Annotated in this window: 19 protein-coding genes; 8 read left to right on the top strand and 11 right to left on the bottom strand. The window is 43.4% G+C overall.

Going from position 1 to position 19,767, the window contains the following annotated elements; all coding sequences use genetic code 11:
• Positions 1 to 7: 7 nt before the first annotated feature.
• The 3 genes from AB6C75_RS11145 to AB6C75_RS11135 all read right to left on the bottom strand — a co-directional run bounded on the left by AB6C75_RS11145 (position 8) and on the right by AB6C75_RS11135 (position 2,245).
• Positions 8 to 394 (bottom strand): MAPEG family protein, encoded by a 387-nt coding sequence (locus AB6C75_RS11145; RefSeq protein ID WP_009846114.1) that lies wholly within the window; start codon positions 392 to 394, stop codon positions 8 to 10.
• A gap of 646 nt (positions 395 to 1,040) precedes the next feature.
• Positions 1,041 to 1,508: a YjiG family protein gene (locus AB6C75_RS11140; protein ID WP_004737023.1), complete on the bottom strand. Its 468-nt coding sequence runs from the start codon at positions 1,506 to 1,508 to the stop codon at positions 1,041 to 1,043.
• Positions 1,508 to 2,245 carry a nucleoside recognition domain-containing protein gene (locus AB6C75_RS11135; protein ID WP_009846112.1) on the bottom strand — a complete coding sequence of 246 codons (738 nt, stop codon included), beginning with the start codon at positions 2,243 to 2,245 and terminating at the stop codon, positions 1,508 to 1,510. Before AB6C75_RS11135 ends, AB6C75_RS11140 begins: the two co-directional genes overlap by 1 nt.
• A gap of 426 nt (positions 2,246 to 2,671) precedes the next feature.
• On the opposite strand from AB6C75_RS11135, the gene nhaD reads away from it, so the two are divergent.
• Positions 2,672 to 4,111 carry a sodium:proton antiporter NhaD gene (gene nhaD / locus AB6C75_RS11130; RefSeq protein ID WP_372107789.1) on the top strand — a complete coding sequence of 480 codons (1,440 nt, stop codon included), beginning with the start codon at positions 2,672 to 2,674 and terminating at the stop codon, positions 4,109 to 4,111.
• A gap of 1 nt (position 4,112) precedes the next feature.
• Here nhaD and AB6C75_RS11125 read toward each other — a convergent pair whose 3' ends face one another.
• The 3 genes from AB6C75_RS11125 to AB6C75_RS11115 all read right to left on the bottom strand — a co-directional run bounded on the left by AB6C75_RS11125 (position 4,113) and on the right by AB6C75_RS11115 (position 6,711).
• Entirely contained in the window at positions 4,113 to 4,496 is a 384-nt protein-coding gene (locus AB6C75_RS11125) for a hypothetical protein (RefSeq protein ID WP_012601209.1), read from the bottom strand.
• Between the two features lie 207 nt (positions 4,497 to 4,703).
• A complete protein-coding gene (locus AB6C75_RS11120; protein WP_372048936.1) occupies positions 4,704 to 5,180 on the bottom strand; it encodes a methylated-DNA--[protein]-cysteine S-methyltransferase in 477 nt (158 codons plus the stop codon).
• A gap of 82 nt (positions 5,181 to 5,262) precedes the next feature.
• Positions 5,263 to 6,711, bottom strand: a complete 1,449-nt coding sequence (locus AB6C75_RS11115; RefSeq protein ID WP_372048935.1) for an AlkA N-terminal domain-containing protein — start codon at positions 6,709 to 6,711, stop codon at positions 5,263 to 5,265.
• A 236-nt stretch (positions 6,712 to 6,947) separates the two neighbouring features.
• Here AB6C75_RS11115 and AB6C75_RS11110 point away from each other — a divergent pair, with 236 nt between their 5' ends.
• Complete coding sequence (locus AB6C75_RS11110; RefSeq protein WP_012601212.1) at positions 6,948 to 7,151, top strand: hypothetical protein; 204 nt, start codon at positions 6,948 to 6,950, stop codon at positions 7,149 to 7,151.
• Positions 7,152 to 7,362: 211 nt separating this feature from the next.
• On the opposite strand, the gene AB6C75_RS11105 is transcribed toward AB6C75_RS11110, so the two are convergent.
• Positions 7,363 to 8,253: a LysR family transcriptional regulator gene (locus AB6C75_RS11105; protein ID WP_029225450.1), complete on the bottom strand. Its 891-nt coding sequence runs from the start codon at positions 8,251 to 8,253 to the stop codon at positions 7,363 to 7,365.
• Between the two features lie 156 nt (positions 8,254 to 8,409).
• Between AB6C75_RS11105 and AB6C75_RS11100 the strand changes: the two genes are divergently transcribed.
• From AB6C75_RS11100 to AB6C75_RS11085, 4 genes are all read left to right on the top strand, one after another.
• A complete protein-coding gene (locus AB6C75_RS11100; RefSeq protein ID WP_012601214.1) occupies positions 8,410 to 8,763 on the top strand; it encodes a DUF413 domain-containing protein in 354 nt (117 codons plus the stop codon).
• 469 nt (positions 8,764 to 9,232) lie between these two features.
• On the top strand, positions 9,233 to 10,033 hold the full coding sequence (gene nagB / locus AB6C75_RS11095; RefSeq protein WP_012601215.1) for a glucosamine-6-phosphate deaminase: 801 nt from the start codon (positions 9,233 to 9,235) through the stop codon (positions 10,031 to 10,033).
• Between the two features lie 376 nt (positions 10,034 to 10,409).
• Positions 10,410 to 11,276, top strand: coding sequence for a glycerol kinase (locus tag AB6C75_RS11090; protein ID WP_372048934.1), 867 nt, complete (start codon positions 10,410 to 10,412; stop codon positions 11,274 to 11,276).
• 324 nt (positions 11,277 to 11,600) lie between these two features.
• Positions 11,601 to 12,257, top strand: coding sequence for an NAD(P)H-dependent oxidoreductase (locus AB6C75_RS11085; protein WP_009846099.1), 657 nt, complete (start codon positions 11,601 to 11,603; stop codon positions 12,255 to 12,257).
• Between the two features lie 50 nt (positions 12,258 to 12,307).
• Here AB6C75_RS11085 and AB6C75_RS11080 read toward each other — a convergent pair whose 3' ends face one another.
• Positions 12,308 to 12,469: a hypothetical protein gene (locus AB6C75_RS11080; RefSeq protein WP_372107788.1), complete on the bottom strand. Its 162-nt coding sequence runs from the start codon at positions 12,467 to 12,469 to the stop codon at positions 12,308 to 12,310.
• Between the two features lie 327 nt (positions 12,470 to 12,796).
• Between AB6C75_RS11080 and norV the strand changes: the two genes are divergently transcribed.
• Together norV and norW are read left to right on the top strand one after the other, a co-directional pair.
• Complete coding sequence (norV, locus tag AB6C75_RS11075; RefSeq protein WP_372107787.1) at positions 12,797 to 14,296, top strand: anaerobic nitric oxide reductase flavorubredoxin; 1,500 nt, start codon at positions 12,797 to 12,799, stop codon at positions 14,294 to 14,296.
• A gap of 1 nt (position 14,297) precedes the next feature.
• Positions 14,298 to 15,467, top strand: coding sequence for an NADH:flavorubredoxin reductase NorW (norW, locus tag AB6C75_RS11070; protein WP_372107786.1), 1,170 nt, complete (start codon positions 14,298 to 14,300; stop codon positions 15,465 to 15,467).
• A gap of 202 nt (positions 15,468 to 15,669) precedes the next feature.
• Here the strand turns inward: norW and gltS are convergent, their stop codons facing one another.
• The 3 genes from gltS to AB6C75_RS11055 all read right to left on the bottom strand — a co-directional run bounded on the left by gltS (position 15,670) and on the right by AB6C75_RS11055 (position 19,721).
• Positions 15,670 to 16,896 carry a sodium/glutamate symporter gene (gene gltS / locus AB6C75_RS11065; RefSeq protein WP_009846096.1) on the bottom strand — a complete coding sequence of 409 codons (1,227 nt, stop codon included), beginning with the start codon at positions 16,894 to 16,896 and terminating at the stop codon, positions 15,670 to 15,672.
• Positions 16,897 to 17,212: 316 nt separating this feature from the next.
• Complete coding sequence (locus AB6C75_RS11060) at positions 17,213 to 17,569, bottom strand: YibL family ribosome-associated protein (RefSeq protein ID WP_009846095.1); 357 nt, start codon at positions 17,567 to 17,569, stop codon at positions 17,213 to 17,215.
• A gap of 187 nt (positions 17,570 to 17,756) precedes the next feature.
• Positions 17,757 to 19,721, bottom strand: a complete 1,965-nt coding sequence (locus tag AB6C75_RS11055) for an acyltransferase family protein (RefSeq protein ID WP_372107785.1) — start codon at positions 19,719 to 19,721, stop codon at positions 17,757 to 17,759.
• Between the last annotated feature and the right edge of the window lie 46 nt (positions 19,722 to 19,767).

Here is a 19,767-nt window from a genome sequence, read left to right as displayed (position 1 = left end):
ATGCTCCCTAGAACATTTTATCAAAAGGTAGGTAAGCTAAGTTTAGGACAATCAAAGAGATCATGCAGATAAGCGTCAACACCATGCCCACTTTTCTACCCTTTAAGTTTTTTGCCAGAATACCTTTTGCATGAATCACACGCCCCAGAATAAATGCAACACCAATGGCATGAATAAGCCACACACTGGCACCATTCATCTCCAAAAAGCCCATCAAAATAACCGTAATTGGGATGTAATCCATTGCATTACTTTGTGCGGAACGTGCTATCTGTAGCGACTCAACACCGCCATCTGCATGAGCAACCAGATTGATTCGTCTTTGCTTAATGACTTCTATCGCCAACCAAATCATTACGACCGTCAGCAAGGCTGCGTAAAGTGCTGTAACCATTATATTTTCCTATTACTTTGAGTTTGTTGAGCGTATTTCGCTCACCTATCGACGGATGAGTTCGACAACGAATGATATTCGCGCCCGAAAATTTGTAAGAGATCTCTCACACCGAACGTAAGAGATCACAGTCAAGCTTCGCAGAAAAAAGTAAAATTACAAACCCAACCCCTTGTTTTATATGAATCCACGCATATTTATTTTAGTTAACGAGGATATTTATTTCCTAAGGCTAATTGCGAATAAAGCCTCCAAAGTGTTTAATACTCATGTCGACAGGGAGTTGGCAGGAACAGGAAAAGCCTAACGGATTAGGTATCTTCAGGATGAAGATTTGATGGCTTAGGATGAGTGATCAGCAAGGAAGTTTTACTCTAGGATAGAGTCACTTGTCAGGATGATGAGTTAGCATGGACACCGCTAGGAAGGCGATGGATTGGATAGGTTAAAGGATTTAGCCAAATCAAGGAACGATGCAAGGAGCATACGTGACCTTATTAAAAAATAAGTAACAACGTCAGTAGCAGGATGGCTACGAAAAAGAATAAACCCCGTTTGGTGAAAACCAAACGGGGTTTCTTTTTTCAACGTCGAAAAGCTATTAGTAGCTAATCGTTCAAATAGTAGCTAACCGTTCAAAGCCACGTTACAAAATAATGTTCATCAAAAACATAGCACCAAACGCATTCAATACTGAAATCGCGATCATCACAGGGATATAACGACCTTCAGTACCAATTGGTCCCATGATGCGTCCCATATATTGCACCTGAGAACCCATCAAGTAGATAGCTGGCGCCAAGATAGCAATATGGTTGCCGTTCAGAATGCCTTGGTCAAACAGCGTGATAACCACACCGACTGCACCACCCATCGACATCCACGCGCCAATCAATACTGCTGCCGCTTCGCCCGGTAAACCAAATACCGCCATGATAGGTGCAAACACACTACCCATCAGATCCAGTGCACCCGTAATCTGCAACGCCTTAATAATCACAAACGCCATCAGAACATTAGGTACTGTAGAGGTTGTAGCAATAACCCAGCCTTTCTTAGCACCTTCAACGAAAATATCAGTAACCATTGGTTTCTTTGCTTTAACTTCGCTCATTATGCTACTTCCTCTTCCAGTTTTTGTTCTTTGTCTGATTTTGTTTTGTCTTCTTTACCTTCAGTAATATTGAGGTAAAGGCGGAATAAGTTCGCACCAACAAACTTGAAGATAAACATCACCGCAACAGCAAGACCTATTGACGATGTCACTGCCAAAGAACCATCCATCGCCGTTAGAGTGAACAACACCGCACCTGAAGAGAAAAAGTTAACGATCGCCGCACCCGCAGTAAACTGGAACATGGTGAACACATCGGTTTCACGCTTAGTCAAATGCCCTTCATCTTTGAGCTGACGTGTCATCGCAGCACCCGCATCGGTACTTTGCAGAGAAGCAATCAGTGCCAAGCCTGAGTTGCCCGGAATGCCCATTAAAGGACGAAGTAGTGGAGTTAGTAGTTTACGAGCCGCGTCCAGTGCACCGTAGTGCTCAAGTACGTTGATCATACCCAGTGCAAACATCACGGTCGGAATAAGTGTCAATGCAAAAATGAAACCGTCGCGCGCACCACTACCGCCTTTACCACGCAGTGACGTCGTTGCCGCTTGGATACCATCAGCCGACTCACTCACATCGTAAGCGACCTTACCAAATGAACCGTTGAGCGTCGTAAAATCGAGCACTCCATACCATTCATTGGACTGCATTAAGCCTGAAAAGAACACAATCGCGAACGCGAGTGCGATATAGCTTCCGATCGTGACTTTACGATCGGTTTTGGTTGGATTAGTCATAAGGACCTCTATACATCTCGTTTATGTGGAACAGAACACGTATAGATAGTGCAAACTAATGAGCAAAAGGTTAATGACCAAAATCAAATAGTGTATCGGTTTAAATAAAAGAACCAAAGCAACATATAAAACTGTGATTCAAATTTTAAAGTAGAGGTATACGCTAAAAAAATTAGAATATTTCTCATACAAAACTAAACAAACCTAGCTTCAACACCGCAACCAAAAACGCACATAATCGCCACAATAATCAGGCTTCGAATAGAAAGCTCAAAGAAATCTTTCGTCGTGATCTCACGTTTTCACCCAATCTACTGTTTTCTATATAATCTATTGAATTATTAAGATATCTATCACACTGCACATGGTTATTTAGGTCTACGCTTTTACCCGTGTTAATAACTTATTAACTTCGGAGCGTAATCCATGTTAGGTATCCAGCTTTCTGCTGTTTTCTCTTTGTTATTTTTTTCCACGGTAGCAGGCGCTGCCACTTCTCAGTTAGGAGAACCGCTCAAGCTAACTAGCTCGTTCGCTGGCTACTTGTCGCTGACCATTTTCGTTGTCGCCTACATCGTGGTGATGATGGAAGAATACCTAAAGCTCCGAAAGTCCAAACCCGTTTTGCTTGCTGCAGGCCTGATCTGGATAATCATTGGTTTAACTTACCAAGAACACAACCTTGTTGAAGTCGCTAAACAAGCGCTCGAACACAACCTGCTGGAATATGCCGAGCTATTACTCTTTCTACTCGTCGCCATGACATACATTAGCGCCATGGAAGAGAGGAGACTGTTTGATGCGCTGCAAGCGTGGATGGTAGGCAAAGGCTTTAACTTTCGCTCTTTGTTCTGGATAACCGGTATTCTGGCCTTCTTTATCTCACCTATCGCCGACAACCTCACGACAGCTCTACTGATGTGCGCTGTGGTTCTTAAAGTGGCAGGTTCTAACCCTAAATTCGTCAACCTAGCCTGCGTGAATATCGTGATAGCCGCCAATGCTGGCGGTGCATTCAGTCCATTCGGAGACATCACAACGCTCATGGTGTGGCAGGCTGGTTATGTGAGTTTTAGTGAGTTCATTCCTTTGTTTATTCCTTCGGTGATGAATTACCTCGTCCCTGCGTTGATCATGTCTTACTTTGTACCCACCACTCAGCCCGACACAGTCCATCAACACGTTGAATTAAAACGTGGTGCGAGGCGCATCGTATTCTTGTTTATTATGACAATAGCGACCGCTGTTGCTTTCCATGCCGTACTCCACTTCCCTCCAGTAATGGGCATGATGATGGGGCTCGCCTATCTGCAGTTCTTTGGCTATTACTTACGCAAGACTTTGCCCAACTCACTCGCCAAGAAAAAGGCGGTAGCGATCGCCAATAACGATGAAGGCGCCCTGAAGCGACTCGGCTCTGTTGTGCCGTTCGATGTATTTCGAAGAGTTTCTCATGCCGAATGGGACACGCTTTTGTTCTTCTACGGCGTGGTAATGTGTGTCGGTGGCTTGAGTCTACTTGGTTACTTGGAATTAGCTTCGGGCGTGATGTATAGCCAGTGGGATCCAATTTGGGCCAACGTCATGGTGGGGATCTTATCGGCTATTGTCGATAACATTCCGGTGATGTTTGCCGTGTTATCCATGGAACCCCAAATGTCGATGGGCAACTGGCTACTGATCACCCTAACCGCGGGCGTTGGCGGCAGCTTATTGTCTATTGGTAGTGCCGCTGGTGTGGCATTAATGGGGGCTGCACATGGTAAGTACACCTTTTTTGGCCACTTAAAATGGATGCCAGTAATCATGATTGGTTATGGGGTCAGTATCGCCGCTCACCTATGGCTGAACGGTGATATGTTCTAGTCTAAGGCATATCAACTAAAGGCGTATCAACGCGTGTCCAGACGTTGCTTAACTGCACAGCTGGACACTGGTTACAAGTTAACACCGCTCCTTCTTGTTGAATTCGCATCATCAACCCAGAATCCACTCGGCTATTTCCTGAATTCAACTCGATGTTAATCAAATCATTTTCAATACGATAAGTTCTAGTGACCGTGTTACCGATTGTTTGATAGGTCATTTGTCCTGACTCAAAAAGTAGATAGCTGTTATCGTCCGCGTTCTCATACATCCCTTTGAACAAAACAAGCTGCGGTACTTCAAAGGGGCGACTAGTATCAGTTAAACAACCGGTCAGCAATAACACACTAGTGAAAGCTATTATCAGAAAATGATGGTTATTCATTTGGGCATCCTTGCCTAAAAAACATGGCTAAATAATATGCAACCAAATCATTATTTTCCAGAAAGTGGCGAATTTATTGCAAAGTCACGTTTTTATTGCAGAGTCACGCTGGGATCTCTTAATGTTCCTCCTGAGTCGTACAAACCTTCAACCTTAACCGATAGAACAGCGTTTCAAGTTGCTAGCTCAGTCGCTTTCTAAGCTTACTTACTTTCTGCCCTCAATCACTAACAAACGCTGTTTACGCTCTACACCCCCCGCATAACCCGTCAGCTTTCCATTTTTACCTATCACACGATGACACGGCACAATCACAGACACAGGGTTTTTGCCATTTGCCAAACCCACTGCACGCACCGCTTTAGGGTTACCAATCGCATCGGCCAATTGTGCATAGCTCCATGTTTCTCCATAAGGAATGGTAGTAAGAGCCTGCCAAACCGACTGCTGAAACGGAGTGCCCTTGGCTGCGATAGGCAAAGAAAACTGGATAGCTTCTCCAGCAAAATAACGATTGAGCTGTTTGATAGCCAACGCAAAGATCGGAAAGCAATCATCTTGAACACCTAGCTGTTCAGGCTTGGTAGTGTGAGTTTCAAACCAAAGGCCTAACAGCCCCTCATCGCTCGCCTGTAAAGTCACGGTGCCCAGAGGGCTATCGTAGTAAGTAAAACGGTTAGTCATAATCTCTCCTAGCTTGGTAATTCCGATGTTTATTCATTGCTTCTATATCAGAGAGGTATCTCTATTCCACTTGAAACATCGTTTAAGACTGATTCCAACAATGGAACGTGGCGTAACTTCCCCAAGGCGAAACACTCTCTGTATTAATGGTAGGGCGATGCTCGATGAATTTCTTCACCACCAAATCGCCTACTAGCAAGTGGTTAGGTTCACTGAGCCCGCGCAGCAGCGCATATTGAATCGTCCAAGGACCAATACCTTTGAGATCAATCCACTTAGAAGGATGCTCAGCTTCGTTATCGACCATGTATTGGGCAAAACGCTTTAAGGTTTCCTTACGACTTCCAGGCATTCTTAGAAAGCTCACATCAGCATCAGCTATTTGTTTAGGTGTAGGGAAATACGCTTTCTCTGATGCATCAGCTATTTGTTGTAAGTCAGAGCAATCTTGTGAATTAGCTTGCTCTTGTAAATCAGAAACCTGATATGAACCAGAGAGCTCTCGCACCAACAAATTAAGCTGACCAATGGCCGCTGTTACCGAGACTTGCTGCCCGAGAATCGCTCTTACTCCGGCTTCCCAAGCACTCCACACACCAGGGATACGAATACCACTCTTAGCAACCAAGTTGGGATCAATGGTGCTAAAGAAATCTTCAACTTTGCTGATATCAACATCAAGGTCGAACATACGTCGAATATTGGCGATCAAACTTCTTAATTGGCTCATATCATCCAACTCAAACTCAATATCCAAGCTGCTCTCTTTGGCTAAAGTGGCCTTGAACCAGCCCTTCGAGCCGTTCACGTTCACTGTGCGTTGGTAATAACCGTCGTCCACCTCTTCTAAGCCTTCGATCATTCGTCGTCGATAAAAGCCCAGCAAATGATCCCAGTCCAACGGGCCATGGAAGCTGAGTTGGATATGATTACTTAGATTGTTACTTGGCTTAGCTCTTCGGATTTGACTTGGCGAGAGCTGCAGCTCTTTTTGAAAGGCATCATTGAAGCGACGCGTGCTATTAAAGCCACTCGCAAAGCCGACATCGGTAATGCTCATGCTACTGGTGTGAAGTAACTGCTTGGCAAACATCAATTGGCTATAAAGGCTATATTGCTTTGGTGACACGCCGATGTAATTATCGAATAAGGTTCGTAAATAGCGGTCTGAAATACCTAATCGAGTGGCAAGGTCGACGATTGACCCTGAGTTCAGCGCACCATGATCAATCAACTGTAAAGCACGCAAGAAAGTCGTTTCAACCCCTTTCCACGCAGGAGAAAAAGGCGCGCTGTCTGGCCGGCAACGTAAGCATGGGCGATACCCAGCCTTCAAGGCTTGAGCTTGATGAGAAAAATACTCGACATTTTCTTCTTTGGGCGGGCTTGCTGGGCAAATCGGACGACAAAAAATTCCGGTTGTTTTTACCGCCGTAAAAAACATCCCATCAAAGCGAGCATCTCGCGCGTATCGAGCTAAATGACACTGCTCACTCGTTAACGTACTGTTGTGATGAATATTTCTCGACATGCTGTGCTCTTCCCATTTGCCATAATTTTTACTCCGATACCTAAAAGTTTACCGTGAACTGTCATTGTCGCTAGCCACTTTCGGAACTGAAGGTTAGATAAATCACAAAAAAGGGTTTTCTTTTTACGCAATTCGACTAAATTTAACCTTGAGAAGAAACTCTTCTCACAACGTCAACGATAGGTACTTAGCACACTAAGATGCAGAGACCTGTCGAATATAAAAAGGAAAAGGCTATGGTTCTTCACACGTGTCGTATTGTTTTATCAAACCAACAGGTTCTCACCAGTCAATCAGTCGAGCAGTCTCTCAGCTTTCTTGAAGACGAAGCGGATAAGGGGATTTCTAAGATTGAGATTGACGCAACGGATGGCAATCAAATCCATTCTTACATGTCACACTCTCTTGAAGAGTCTATCGAGAATCTAATGAATCTCTAGAATTTTCGAAGAATAGTGCTTTGAAGTGATAGGGCTTTTAAAAAAGGCTACACATACCAGGCTTAAACGATATTTATGGAATTAGAAACGATCTCTAGTTCCGAAAAGAAGTACATTTCTGGTTTAAAAACAAAAATGGCTCCCAACTATATAACTAGTTAGGAGCCATTTTTATTTAATCAACAAAGCATATTGGTTACAGAAACAGCTGTTACTCTGGTGTTTGTTCAGCGGCTTGTTGCAACGTGTAGGCAGTCGATGGGTCAATTTCATTAACCAACTTCTCAACCTGAATGATCGCATCAACCGAAGTACTGCTTTTACGGTAGCTCAGGTAAATTGGGCGATACCAGTCTTCAACCCCTTTGACCTTGTGCAATTGACCCGACTCGATAAAAGGTTCAACCATAGAAACAGGTAAATACGCACTGCCACCTTTCTCTAAAATAAAATCGAGCGCAATACGTGCTGTAGAGGTACGTAGATACGGTGCTGGAACTTTAGGGTGACGCTCTGCGTGTTCAGAACCAAAGCGCGTTCCCCAATCGACATAAACGTATTTATGTTGGAATACAGATTCCAGGTCATCTTGCTGCGTTGATACCAACACCAAAACCAAATCAGCGACTTTTTTACAGTTCAGCTCTTCCGCTTTAATCTGATCGAACGCAAAAGCCATATCTAAGGTTCGTTCTAACAAATTACGGTTCAGTTGCTCGCGCCCCATTACCTCGGCCATAAAGCCGTAGCCACCGAAAGAATCGGTCACCACACTTAAGCAGTTTTGTAGATACGCATCCCAGATATTCGGTGTGCCACCCAGTGTTAACTGCAACGCTTTTCCACTTTCTAACGACAGCTCAAATTTGGCTTGTTGTAAGGTGGATACCATCACTTCAGCATAACCAATCAAACGCTCACCAGAAGAGGTCAGCTTGATGTTATTGCGGTCACGAATGAAGAGCTGAGTATCAAAGTAGCCTTCAAGCTGTTTGATCCGCGCACTTACCGCCGCTTGTGTTAAATACAAGTTTTCAGCTGCGCGCCCAAAATGGCGCACCCTTGCAACCTCAAGAAAGGTTCTAAATACTTTCACATCCATCAAAAATACATCTCTGTAATAAATCTGCTAACTAGCCGATCTAGGATTGTTTATCGTAAAGGCAAAAACGTTTTGCTTCCTATTTTAGCCTTTTAACAATATTTTCGCGTGAGCAATAAACACTAATTTCTATCTAACCACATTACTGAGGCTGATATGTCTGAGACCGAATTCCGACACGGAAAAAAACGTTTTTATGACACCATTAAATTCCCACGAGGGTTTGCTAAGTCGGGTGATTTTACTCTTTCAGAAGAGGAAATCCTAACCTTGTTTGGTGACACCATGTTTGCACTTGAGACTGGCGAACTTTCGCCAAGCAACTCAGAAGAAAAACACTTCATCAAAGTGTTGTCTCACCCTCATAAGGCGAAGTCCAAGTTAGAGCGTGTTTGGTTGAAGTACATTCAACTGGCTCGTGGACGCCGTCGCTTTCATACCCTAAACGGCTGCAAACGCAGCGAAGTTTCTCGGGAAGAATACGAAAGAGAGTTAGTGTTAGAAGATTAGTAAAACTGCTCAAAGTGATACCTCATCACTTTGAGCTTTTTTTTGTTCACCTCGGATTAACGGGAACTTAAAACAAACATGCTCCTTCTTCGTCATAATCAAGTGTAGCCAACCTACACAAAAACACCAATATTTATATAAAATTCATATCGATAGCGTGATAGCCACACAATTTCAATCCGTTCTATGGATCTTAATCCCAATTGAATTCATCACTCCTCAGCCTACCTTTTTCTTTTGACACTTGGCTCTGCATAAAATCAATATCTCGGTATGTGACAAACGTATTAATCTTGTTTAACTTCACCAAATATCCATACAATAATTGTGCAATTTTGAGTGTTATAATCACAGATATGACGAAAAAGCAAAAACTTGACCTAAAACAATAGCGCAAGTTGATAACTTATTTTATAATGCGAATTAATGTTTAAGAACACTATAAATTCTAATATCTAGGGGCAAATTAATGAGACTTATCCCGTTAAATCAAGCAGCACAAGTAGGTAAATGGGCAGCAGCACACATCGTTAAACGCATTAACGATTTTAAACCAACTGCAGAGCGTCCTTTTGTACTTGGTCTACCAACTGGTGGTACGCCACTAGCTACTTACAAAGCACTTATCGAGCTACATAAAGCTGGTGAAGTTAGCTTCAAAAACGTAGTTACATTTAACATGGATGAGTACATTGGCATCCCTGCTGATCACCCAGAATCATACCGTACATTCATGTACACTAACTTCTTCAACCACATCGACATTCAAGAAGAGAACATTAACCTTCTAGATGGCAACGCGGAAAACAACGAAGTTGAGTGCAAACGTTACGAAGACAAAATCAAGTCTTACGGCAAAATCAACCTATTCATGGGTGGCGTAGGCAACGACGGTCACATCGCTTTCAACGAGCCAGCTTCTTCTCTATCTTCACGAACTCGTATCAAAACGTTGACTGAAGACACTCGTATCGCGAACTCTCGTTTCTTCGATGGCGACATCAACCAAGTTCCTAAGTACGCACTAACAATCGGTGTTGGTACTCTACTTGATTCTGAAGAAATCATGGTCTTAGTAACAGGCCACAACAAAGCGCTTGCTCTAGAAGCAGCGGTTGAAGGTTCTGTTAACCATCTATGGACGGTATCAGCTCTGCAACTTCACCCTAAATCAGTGATTGTTTGTGACGAGCCTGCAACTCAAGAACTTAAAGTGAAAACAGTTAAGTACTTCTCTGAGTTAGAAGCTGAGAACATTAAAGACCTATAATTCTTAGTTCTTGAATGAGAAAGGCGTCTTGTAATAGAAAGCCGCCTTAGGTAGAAAAGCCACTTAAATGTGGCTTTTTTGTGCCTGCTATTTTTCTTTTTGATACGAGGAAAAGCTCTATACCGTCATAAATATTTTGCAGCTCTCGCCTAACTATCCGGTTACCAAGCGATAGGTATTTAGCGCAAGCTGTTTAGATTCAACTAAAGCCCCACCTCCCACACAATCAAAATCAGACATGGCTTTCTACTAAAAACATAGACCAGTGAACTGCAGTTAGCATTGATAGATGTGATATGGTGTTTACCAACGCAATCGCATCATATATATCTACAACACCCATCAGTTCATCACTCCGCTATTTGAGAAACAGACTATGCCAGACAAGATTTCCACATCAGCACTAGCCAAACAAAAAGGGATAGAAGCAAAGGCTCTATTCAGTGATTTGAAAACAGCTGGCTATATCGTGCGTTCACAGGAGCGTTGGATACTCACAGAACGAGGCGAAAGCTTTGGTGGGGAGTATGTCGAACACAAGAAGTTTGGTGCCTTTATTGTCTGGCCAGAAAAACTGCTCATCGACCTAGATTCTTTCTCTGGAAAAACGCTAACGGCAACTCAACTAGGCAGTGCCTTTCAACTTAGCGCAAAAAAAATTAACCTGTTGCTCAGCGAGCTTGGTTGGATAACACGTGAAGAAGATGGTTGGCATGTCACCTCAACAGGCTTAAAAGCAGGCGGTGAGCAAAGGGAAGATAAAGCGACTCAAAACCTATTTGTGGTATGGCACGATTCGTTGGTTCGCAATAAACGTTTGAAGCAGTCTGTTGTCGAATTTCTAGGGCATGATGCTGAAAGCCACTCTACCGATGTCTCGTTTTCTAGCTTTCGTCAGAAATTTGAGGCGAAACACCGAACCTTAGACGGACATTATGTACGTTCAAAGGGAGAGCTGATCATCGATAACTGGCTTTATATGGCGGGAGTGGTTCATGCCTATGAACGTCCGCTCCCGATATCAAAAGAAGTAATGAGCGATTTCTACCTGCCAAGCGGCAAGGTATACATTCAATTCTGGGGAACAGATTCAGGCCCTATAGAAGAAGACAAACGAAATGCGACCAAGAAAGTTTACCAAGAGCACGGTTTTAGCTTGATTGAACTTAACCCTGAAGATATCCCAAACCTCGACAGTGTACTTCCCTCTTTATTACGCCAATATGGAATCAAAGCGTACTAACTGGCTGATTTTCGAAAACCAACACACATCCAGATCACACTAATCAAATCATTATGGACATTATTAACCATAGTGATTTGATGTGTTCGCTATTTTTCCCAAGCCAATCTTCTATTATCTTACACCCATCGACTTGAGCTACCGCAGATACTCGATTTATTGGGGCATGTTCGATAGCCATTTAAGCGTTCAGCCTTTTAGAGGCTGACTGTTCTAGAAACGACTTCTATAGAGATATAGCCTAAATGCGTTATCCGTTTATTGTTGACGTTACCGAACATAAAACCCTACAACATTTATTATTGATAGATATTAGGATTCAACATGACTCATCCAATCATTTCAGATCTAAACACTCGCTACACAGCTAAAAAATACGATGCAGAAAAGCGCATCTCTGCGGAAGACATGGAAGTAATCAAAGAAGCACTTCGTTTGTCAGCTTCTTCTATCAACTCTCAGCCTTGGAAATTCATCATCATTGAGAGTGACGCAGCAAAACAACGCTTCCACAATACTTTCGAGAACATGTTCCAGTTTAACCAACCGCATGCGAAAGAAGCGTCACACACGATCCTGTTTGCTCACGATCCTAAGTACACTAAAGAGAAATTCGCAAAGCGTGCTGACACAGAAGTAAGCTCTGGTCACCTACCTGCTGAAATGTACGAGCAGTTCTTAGGGGCTTACGCATTCGCAGAAATGAACACAGACGAAACAGGTTTCAACGGTAACTGGACTAAGTCGCAGGTGTACATCGCACTAGGTAACACAATGCACACACTGGCTCGTCTTGGTATTGCTTCAACACCGATGGAAGGCGTAGATGCCGCTATGATCGGTGAAGAGTTTGCTGACGAACTAGACGGTCACGTTGTTGATGTAGCGCTAGCAATCGGCTACCACAAAGACGGCGAAGACTATAACCACGGTAAACCAAAAGCACGTCTAGCTCTTGATGAAATCGTGACGACGCTTTAACGCGTGAATTAAGATGACAAATGAATCAACAGCTATAACACGTTAAACAGTTACAACGCTTTAATTTTTAAAACGCTTTTTCGTTTTACAAAATATAATTTCAACAGCACTTCAGACTGTTCAATTACACTGCCTTGTTTTGGCCAGACACTCGTCTGGCCTTTTTCATTTCTGTATTTCGCATCCATCTTTTCTATCTCAGCTTTAGCCATCCCAGCCGCTTTTTAGACCACCAATACTTGATCAATCCGCGTGTTCTAATTCGCGAAGCGCAGGAGTTGCGCTATAATCCCCTTTGTTGAAACAAGTTCCTCACCCTGCTCTTTCTGAGCAAACATCATTAATTTTCTTGCCAAGCCGCTATAAATTCACAAAGTCATAAAGACACCTAAGATTCATTTTAACCACAAAATTTATCACGTCAAAATGACTCACAAAACAACACAAACACCAAACGAACACATTAAAAACAGACGCTTATAAACATGGCACAACTAGTGCAATGATGACCTTAGATATTTAAATAAGGTATTATCATTATGACTATTCACGTTAAATCAAATGTTCATTGGGTCGGCGTCCACGATTGGGAAACCGAGCACTTCCACGGTAAGGAATACCACATGAACAAAGGTACGAGCTATAACTCATACCTGATCCGTGAAGAGAAGACAGTGCTTGTCGATACTGTCGATCATCGCTTTACTGAGCAATTCCTTGCAAACCTAGAGATGGAAATCGATATCAATGAGATCGACTACATCATTTGTCAGCACGCCGAAGAAGACCACTCAGGCGCTCTCTCTGCGCTGCTTGCTAAAATTCCGAACACGCCGGTTTATTGCACTGAAGCAGGTGTAAACTCCATTGTTGGTCACCACCACCAACCAAACTGGAATTTCAGAACCGTCAAAACCGGTGACACTCTTGATGTCGGTAACGGTAAGCAACTCATCTTTGTTGAGATGAAAATGCTGCACTGGCCAGACTCAATGGCAACATACCTCACAGGTGACGAGATCCTGTTCAGTAACGATGCGTTCGGTCAGCACTACTGTGATGAAAACCTATTCAACGATCAGCTAGACCAAGTCGAGCTTCATGACCAATGTCTGCGTTACTTCTCGAACATCCTCACACCTTTCGCGCCTTTGGTGAAAGCGAAGATAGAAGAAGTGCTCAGCTTAGGTGTACCTATCGATGTTATCGCAACCTCTCATGGCTGTATTTGGCGCGACAACGCGACGCAAATTGTTGAGCAATACTACGAGTGGTCTAAAGCCTACAAAGAAGATCGTATCACCATTGTTTACGACACCATGTCGAACAACACTCGCATGATGGCTGACGCAATCGCAAAAGGTATCCGTAAAGGCAGCCCAGAAACAGCAATCAAAGTCTTTAATATCTCTAAGCACGATAAGAATGACATCCTTGCCAATATCTTCCGTTCAAAAGGGGTTCTAGTCGGCTCATCGACCATGAACAATGTGATGATGCCGCAAATCGCTGCACTACTAGAAGAGATCCACGGCTTACGTTTTGCAGGTAAAAGAGCCGCAGCATTTGGTTCTTCAGGTTGGACAGGCGGCGCGGTAAAACGTATCGACGCTCGCTTACATGAAGCCAACTTCGAGGTCAGTGCGCCGCAACACATCCATTGGAAACCAGACACAGACGCGCTTCGCCAGTGTATCGATTACGGGATGACACTGGCCGAGGTTTGGCGCACCGATGCGGACGAGGTTAGTGAGCCTAAACAAGTTGAGCGCAACGTTCAACGTATCGAATCAGCACCGACAAGCACCCCAACAGAGCTAAAAGACACGGCAGAGCAGAAGCCAGAAGAAGCGCAAGATAAGCCTGTACATAGCGCAGATTGCACTTGCTGGCGCTGTACTGTGTGTGAATGGGTGTACGACCCACAACTGGGTGAACCCTACCAAGGCGTTGAACCAGGAACACCATGGGCACAAGTGCCAGATGATTTCCTTTGCCCTGAATGCCATCTAGGTAAAGAAGTGTTTGTGGAGAAGTAACATGTCGAACATTGTGATTGTGGGCGGTGGTTTCGCCGCCCTACAAACCATAAAGATGGTACGTAAAATTGACCAAGATGTCGCGATTACCATGATCACGGCAGATGCAGGAGCTGAGTACAGTAAGCCGAATCTTTCACACGTATTCAGCCAGGCTCAAACACCACAAGCGTTAGCCGTTAATAACGCTCAGCAATTAGCTGAGCAGTACAACGTGGTCATCAAAACCAAGGCTTTAGTCAGTGGAATCGATACCAAGCAGCAGTGTGTTCATGTTGACGGGCAAACCATCCACTATTCGAAGTTGGTATTAGCGACTGGCGCAACGCCCTTCATACCACCAGCGGAAGGGCTTAAACGCAGCGCGACCATTACGCTAAATAGCTTGGAAGAGTTCGATAAACACAAAGCTCAGATCGATCAAGCTCAACGTATCACTGTGATCGGTGGAGGCTTGATTGGGGTCGAGCTTGCATTCGACCTTCAAACTGCGGGAAAAAATGTCACGATTATCGAACCCGCAAGTTATCTATTGAATAACCTAGTGCCGCCTTTCGTTTCACTTGAGTTGGAACGGGAGGTGGCAAAAGCAGGGGTTACCGTCGAAACCGACTCTGCGATTTGTCGAACGACTTACCTCCACGATGGAGTAAGGCTACAAACTACCGCCTCTCGATTAATACGAGCAGATATAGTGATTGCCGCAGCAGGGTTAAGGCCAAATACGGCTTTAGCCACGCAAGCGGGAATAGACGTCAACAGAGGCATTGTGGTCGATGACACCCTGAAAACCAGCGCCAACAATGTGTATGCGATTGGTGATTGCGCTGAAATTGAAGGGCGCGTGATGGCCTATTTGCAGCCAGCAATCTTATCGGCAAACGTGTTGGCCAAGCAGTTAACTAAGGATAAAGGCGAGATCAAAGTGGGCGATGCAAAGCTCAGCTTGCCTCATATGATCACCAAGGTGAAAACACCGAGTTACCCGATTCAGCTGGCAGGGCGCGATATTCACACAGCTCAGAGCTGGGAAACTCGATTCGATCCTAAAGGCATTGTCGCCAAAGGCTTCAATGAAGATAACCAGTTGGTTGGATTCATTGTCACGGGAGAGCACATCAAGGCTGCATTTCCTTTACTAAAGGAGTTGCAAATCAGTTCACCATCATAAGTACAAAGGTGTAAAAGCAGTCGACTCATGACATATGTTCGGCTGTATTCAACGCAAAAATACACATCAAATTCGGGAAAATTTGATGCTTATACTAGAGCAACTCGAGTATAAGCAAGCAATAAAAAAGCCAGTCAACAGACTGGCTTTCTTGTGTTCATCTTAGTGCGATGAGCTCATCGCGTTTAAGCAAAGGCGAACATTAACCGATAAACGAGATGTAACCTTGAAGGATAATCAGGTTAACGATATCGATAAAGAAGGCACCAACAATTGGCACCACCATGAAGGCTTGTGGCGATGGACCAAAACGGTTCACCAAAGAGCCCATGTTCATTACCGCTGTTGGTGTTGCACCTAGGCCGAAACCACAGTGACCACCCGCCATAACCGCTGCGTCGTAGTTAGAACCCATTACTTTGAACGTCACAAAGTAAGAGAAGATACCCAACACCACCGCCTGAACCGCAAGGATAACCAAGAACGGAATCGCAAGGTCAAAGATGTTCCAAAGCTTAAGGCTCATTAGCGCCATGGCTAAGAACAGCGACAATGACACCGTACCAAGAATATCGACCGTTTCACTGTCGGTTTTATGCAGTTTAGTCACTTCAAAAACGTTAGTGATGAACACACCGATAAACAACGCGTAAACGAAGTCAGGAATCATCAACCAAGAAATTTCAAAAGTCGCTACCCACTGCTCTAAATATTTCGCACCCGTAATACAGATAAGAAGAATGAACAATACTTCAATCACCTTCTTCGCCGTCACTTTGTCTTCTTCATACTCGTTGTAAGTAACAAGTTCAGGAAAACGTTCGTGGGTTTGCGTGCCAGTGCCGTACTCAGATTCAAGCTGGTTTTTATCGATCAACTTTTGAGCAACTGGGCTACCGATAATACCACCGATAATCAAACCAAAGGTCGCTGAAGCCATCGCTATTTCTAGAGTATTGGCAATGCCAAACGTGTCTGAAAAAGTTTGAGACCAAGCCGCACCTGTACCGTGCCCACCCGAAAGCGTGATAGAACCAGCAATCAAACCCATCAAGGGCTCAAGGCCTAGTGCCGTTGCTAAGGTTACGCCTACACCGTTTTGGATAATGATGTAAACCGAAGCCACCCCTAAGAATAGGAATACCTTAGCACCACCTTTCATCAGCTGCGTGTAGTTAGCCGCAAGACCTACCGTTGCAAAGAACATCAACATAAATGTGTTCTGCAAGGGCAAAGAAAACTCAAGATCAAGGCCGTTAAAGTGCAGGGCTGTAATAGCAAAAGCGACAATCAAGCCGCCGACAATGGGCTCTGGGATATTGTACTTTTTGAGAACAGGAAGCTTTGCATTGACGAAATGACCTAGAAACAAAACACTAATCGCGATTAGGAAGGATTCTAGTGGTCCAATTGAAATTAATTGATTCATATAACCTCTATTTTTTTACGTTCTCATCTTCCTTAACGAGTCTAGTTTTATCTGTAATTATCTGTGCTGCTCTACCTATATTTATACAAACTGGAGAGAAATTGTAGATTCGAAAAGCGAACACATTACTGCGTTCACTTGGTGCCATGTTAGTGGCACGTTAACTTTTATAGGAGATAAAAGGATTTGTGACAACAATCACCTCTAAAAAGTTGAAAACGGCGTGAGTATTCTTACCGCTGACTCTACTTTTTTAATACCTAAAAAAGCAAAAAGGAGCTATTGCTAGCTCCTCTTTCATCACCATCACTGGTAATTAGAATTTTTTCGGCGCGTAACCAGTCATAACCTCAATGCGAAGCTCTTTACCGATCTTGGTCATTGGGTGAACAATTACTAATCCTTTAACAGACTTTTTAAGTTTACCCATATCCGCTTGTTCAGCCTTAGTAATCTCACGCTTAAATGGCATATCAACCAGAGACTTACGCTCTTGGTTCACATCGTAGCTTTCTTTATGTTTCAGCTGAGCGATTTTCTTGGTTAGCTTCTTAATCTCATCTTCAAATTGACGAACAACAGGACGATCATTACGAGTTTTAGCAGCCGCTAACTTGTTGCGACACTTGTCTAGACGGTTGTTAATTTGTTGAAGTTCGTTTTTAACACTCATAATAATTTCCTAAGATTTAACAAGCCAATTCGGATTGGGGCGCGGAGTATAGCACAAGGGTTCACTTGAACCGAAATTTATCTTAAACATCGCTACCTAAACGAATCATTTAAGACCAACACAATAGCTCCAAACACAGAAACGCCCTTATTCTTTCGTGTAAACAATAAGGGCGAATGAGCATTTCCTACGGAGCTGATTGACCCCATATTTTTTCGCGAAATTGAGGAATAAGTTGGCCAGCACCAAATTCATTCAGGTGATCGTCATCAACGTATGTTGGGTGATTGTTGATATCCCCTCGGCACTGCTGATCATCACAAAATATCGGTTCAGGGTCTATAAGAGTAACTCGACAGTTTTGGCTGATTTTTTCATAAGATTTCGTAATCAATGCGGTTCTTTGTCGGTACTCTTCAAGAGGAATAGAAACCGAAATATCAGATTGATTTAGAATCGAATACTTATACATAGTTTTAGGTACATCTTTCTTAAGCTCAGGGATTGGCTTGACCAAATAAACAGGGTTAGATTGACTAAGCTCGCACATGGTCTTTTCAAAACTGGATAAGATTGAGTTCAGGTACTCTTCCGATCTGGTCTGAAACCTTTTATCTCCTGCGATTAAACTGATCTTTTCGTTCTCACTTTGCCACCCATCTTCATTCGAACCATAAAGATAGCCACCCATTCTGTTAATGACAACAACAGGAACGTTAGGGTAATTAGTTTTAGCTTTAATTAACGATGCTGAGACAAAATCCCCACACTCTTCTGATAACTCACCACTTGAGAGCACTCTTTTGATACCTGAAATCGTCGGACATGCGCTTCTCGTCCAGTCGATGACCGATGTATCGTTAGGTGCTGACGCCTCAACACTTCTCACTATCGATGCGCCATGACTATCGCCTAAAACAATAGCGGATACGGGTCCTGAGCCATAGTGACATTCAGGAGACGGTCCAAATTCGACGTGGCACTCTCCGCTTCGTGGATTCCGTTCATAGACACTTTGTGCAATGACTAGCTGTGTTTTATCCAGGCGCCAAAGTAACCCTTCACTTTCATAAACAACCTGTCCGATCAGGGCAACAGGGATAGCAAGAACTACGGGATAATAAGCCACAAAAAAACTAGCGCCTTTACGTGCTTTTTTAGGTCGGTAACTTTCAATGAACTTAAAAGAAAGGATCCCCATCAATACCGATATCATTACTCCAACTATATTGTGAGTAATAGTGTTGCTCGTAAGGTTCTTAATGAAAACATTAATAGGCCAATGCCAGAGATAAATTGAGTAGGAACACAACCCAACCCATTGTATCAGTCGTGATTTATGAAAGGTAAAATTGAGGTCCAAATTCAAAAGCAGAATTATCGCGGTAGCAATGACCGGAATAAGCGTCACATGACTCGGCCACAGTGTGCTGCTGTCTATCAAGACAGGTGAAATAAACAGTGAGGCAATAGCAACTAACAGCAATAACTGAACATTGGACTTTTTTAATTCAATGGGCTCTCTTTTCAAAGCAACCACCGAACCTGCGAGCAGTTCCCATGCGCGGGACGGTAATGTGTAATAAGAAGCCGAGCTCCCTAAATACGCATAGTTATAAGCTAGACTTCCGATTAGAGTCGTTCCAATAGCAACGGCTGCACCTTTAGCTCCGAATAACTTGTAGGTCGCCATTAAAACAAGAGGATATAATACATAGAATTGCCATTCTACGGATAAAGACCAAGTGTGAAGTAACCACTTGCTTTGCGCGGCCACATCAAAGTATCCCGACTCTTTTAAATAGGTATGGTTAGAAACAAACCCGACACTGGTGAGAATATGCTTACCTAATTTTCTTAACGCCCAAGGGTCTAGGTAAATAATGCCAACGAGTAACACAACAAGGCACATAACCGCTAAGGCAGGAATAATGCGTTTTGCTCTCGCTAAATAAAAGTCCTTTAATGAGAAGGTATTAGTTTCCAAACTCGACATGATAATTTTTGTCATCAGGAAACCTGAAATGACAAAAAACACATCCACACCTAAAAAGCCGCCAGTGATAAAGCCCGGAAAAAAATGGAAAATGACGACGATTGAGACAGCTAATGCACGTAATGCATTGATGTCGTACCTGAAATTTTTATTCATTATTTGTTCGTTATAATCTTAAATCAATAAACGCACTAAAACTACC

It is taken from the genome of Vibrio sp. 10N.237.312.B06, from assembly GCF_041464685.1.
GTDB lineage: Bacteria > Pseudomonadota > Gammaproteobacteria > Enterobacterales > Vibrionaceae > Vibrio > Vibrio tasmaniensis_A.
Note: the sequence above shows the minus strand (reverse complement) of the source record. Positions and strands in the feature narration are given on the sequence as shown.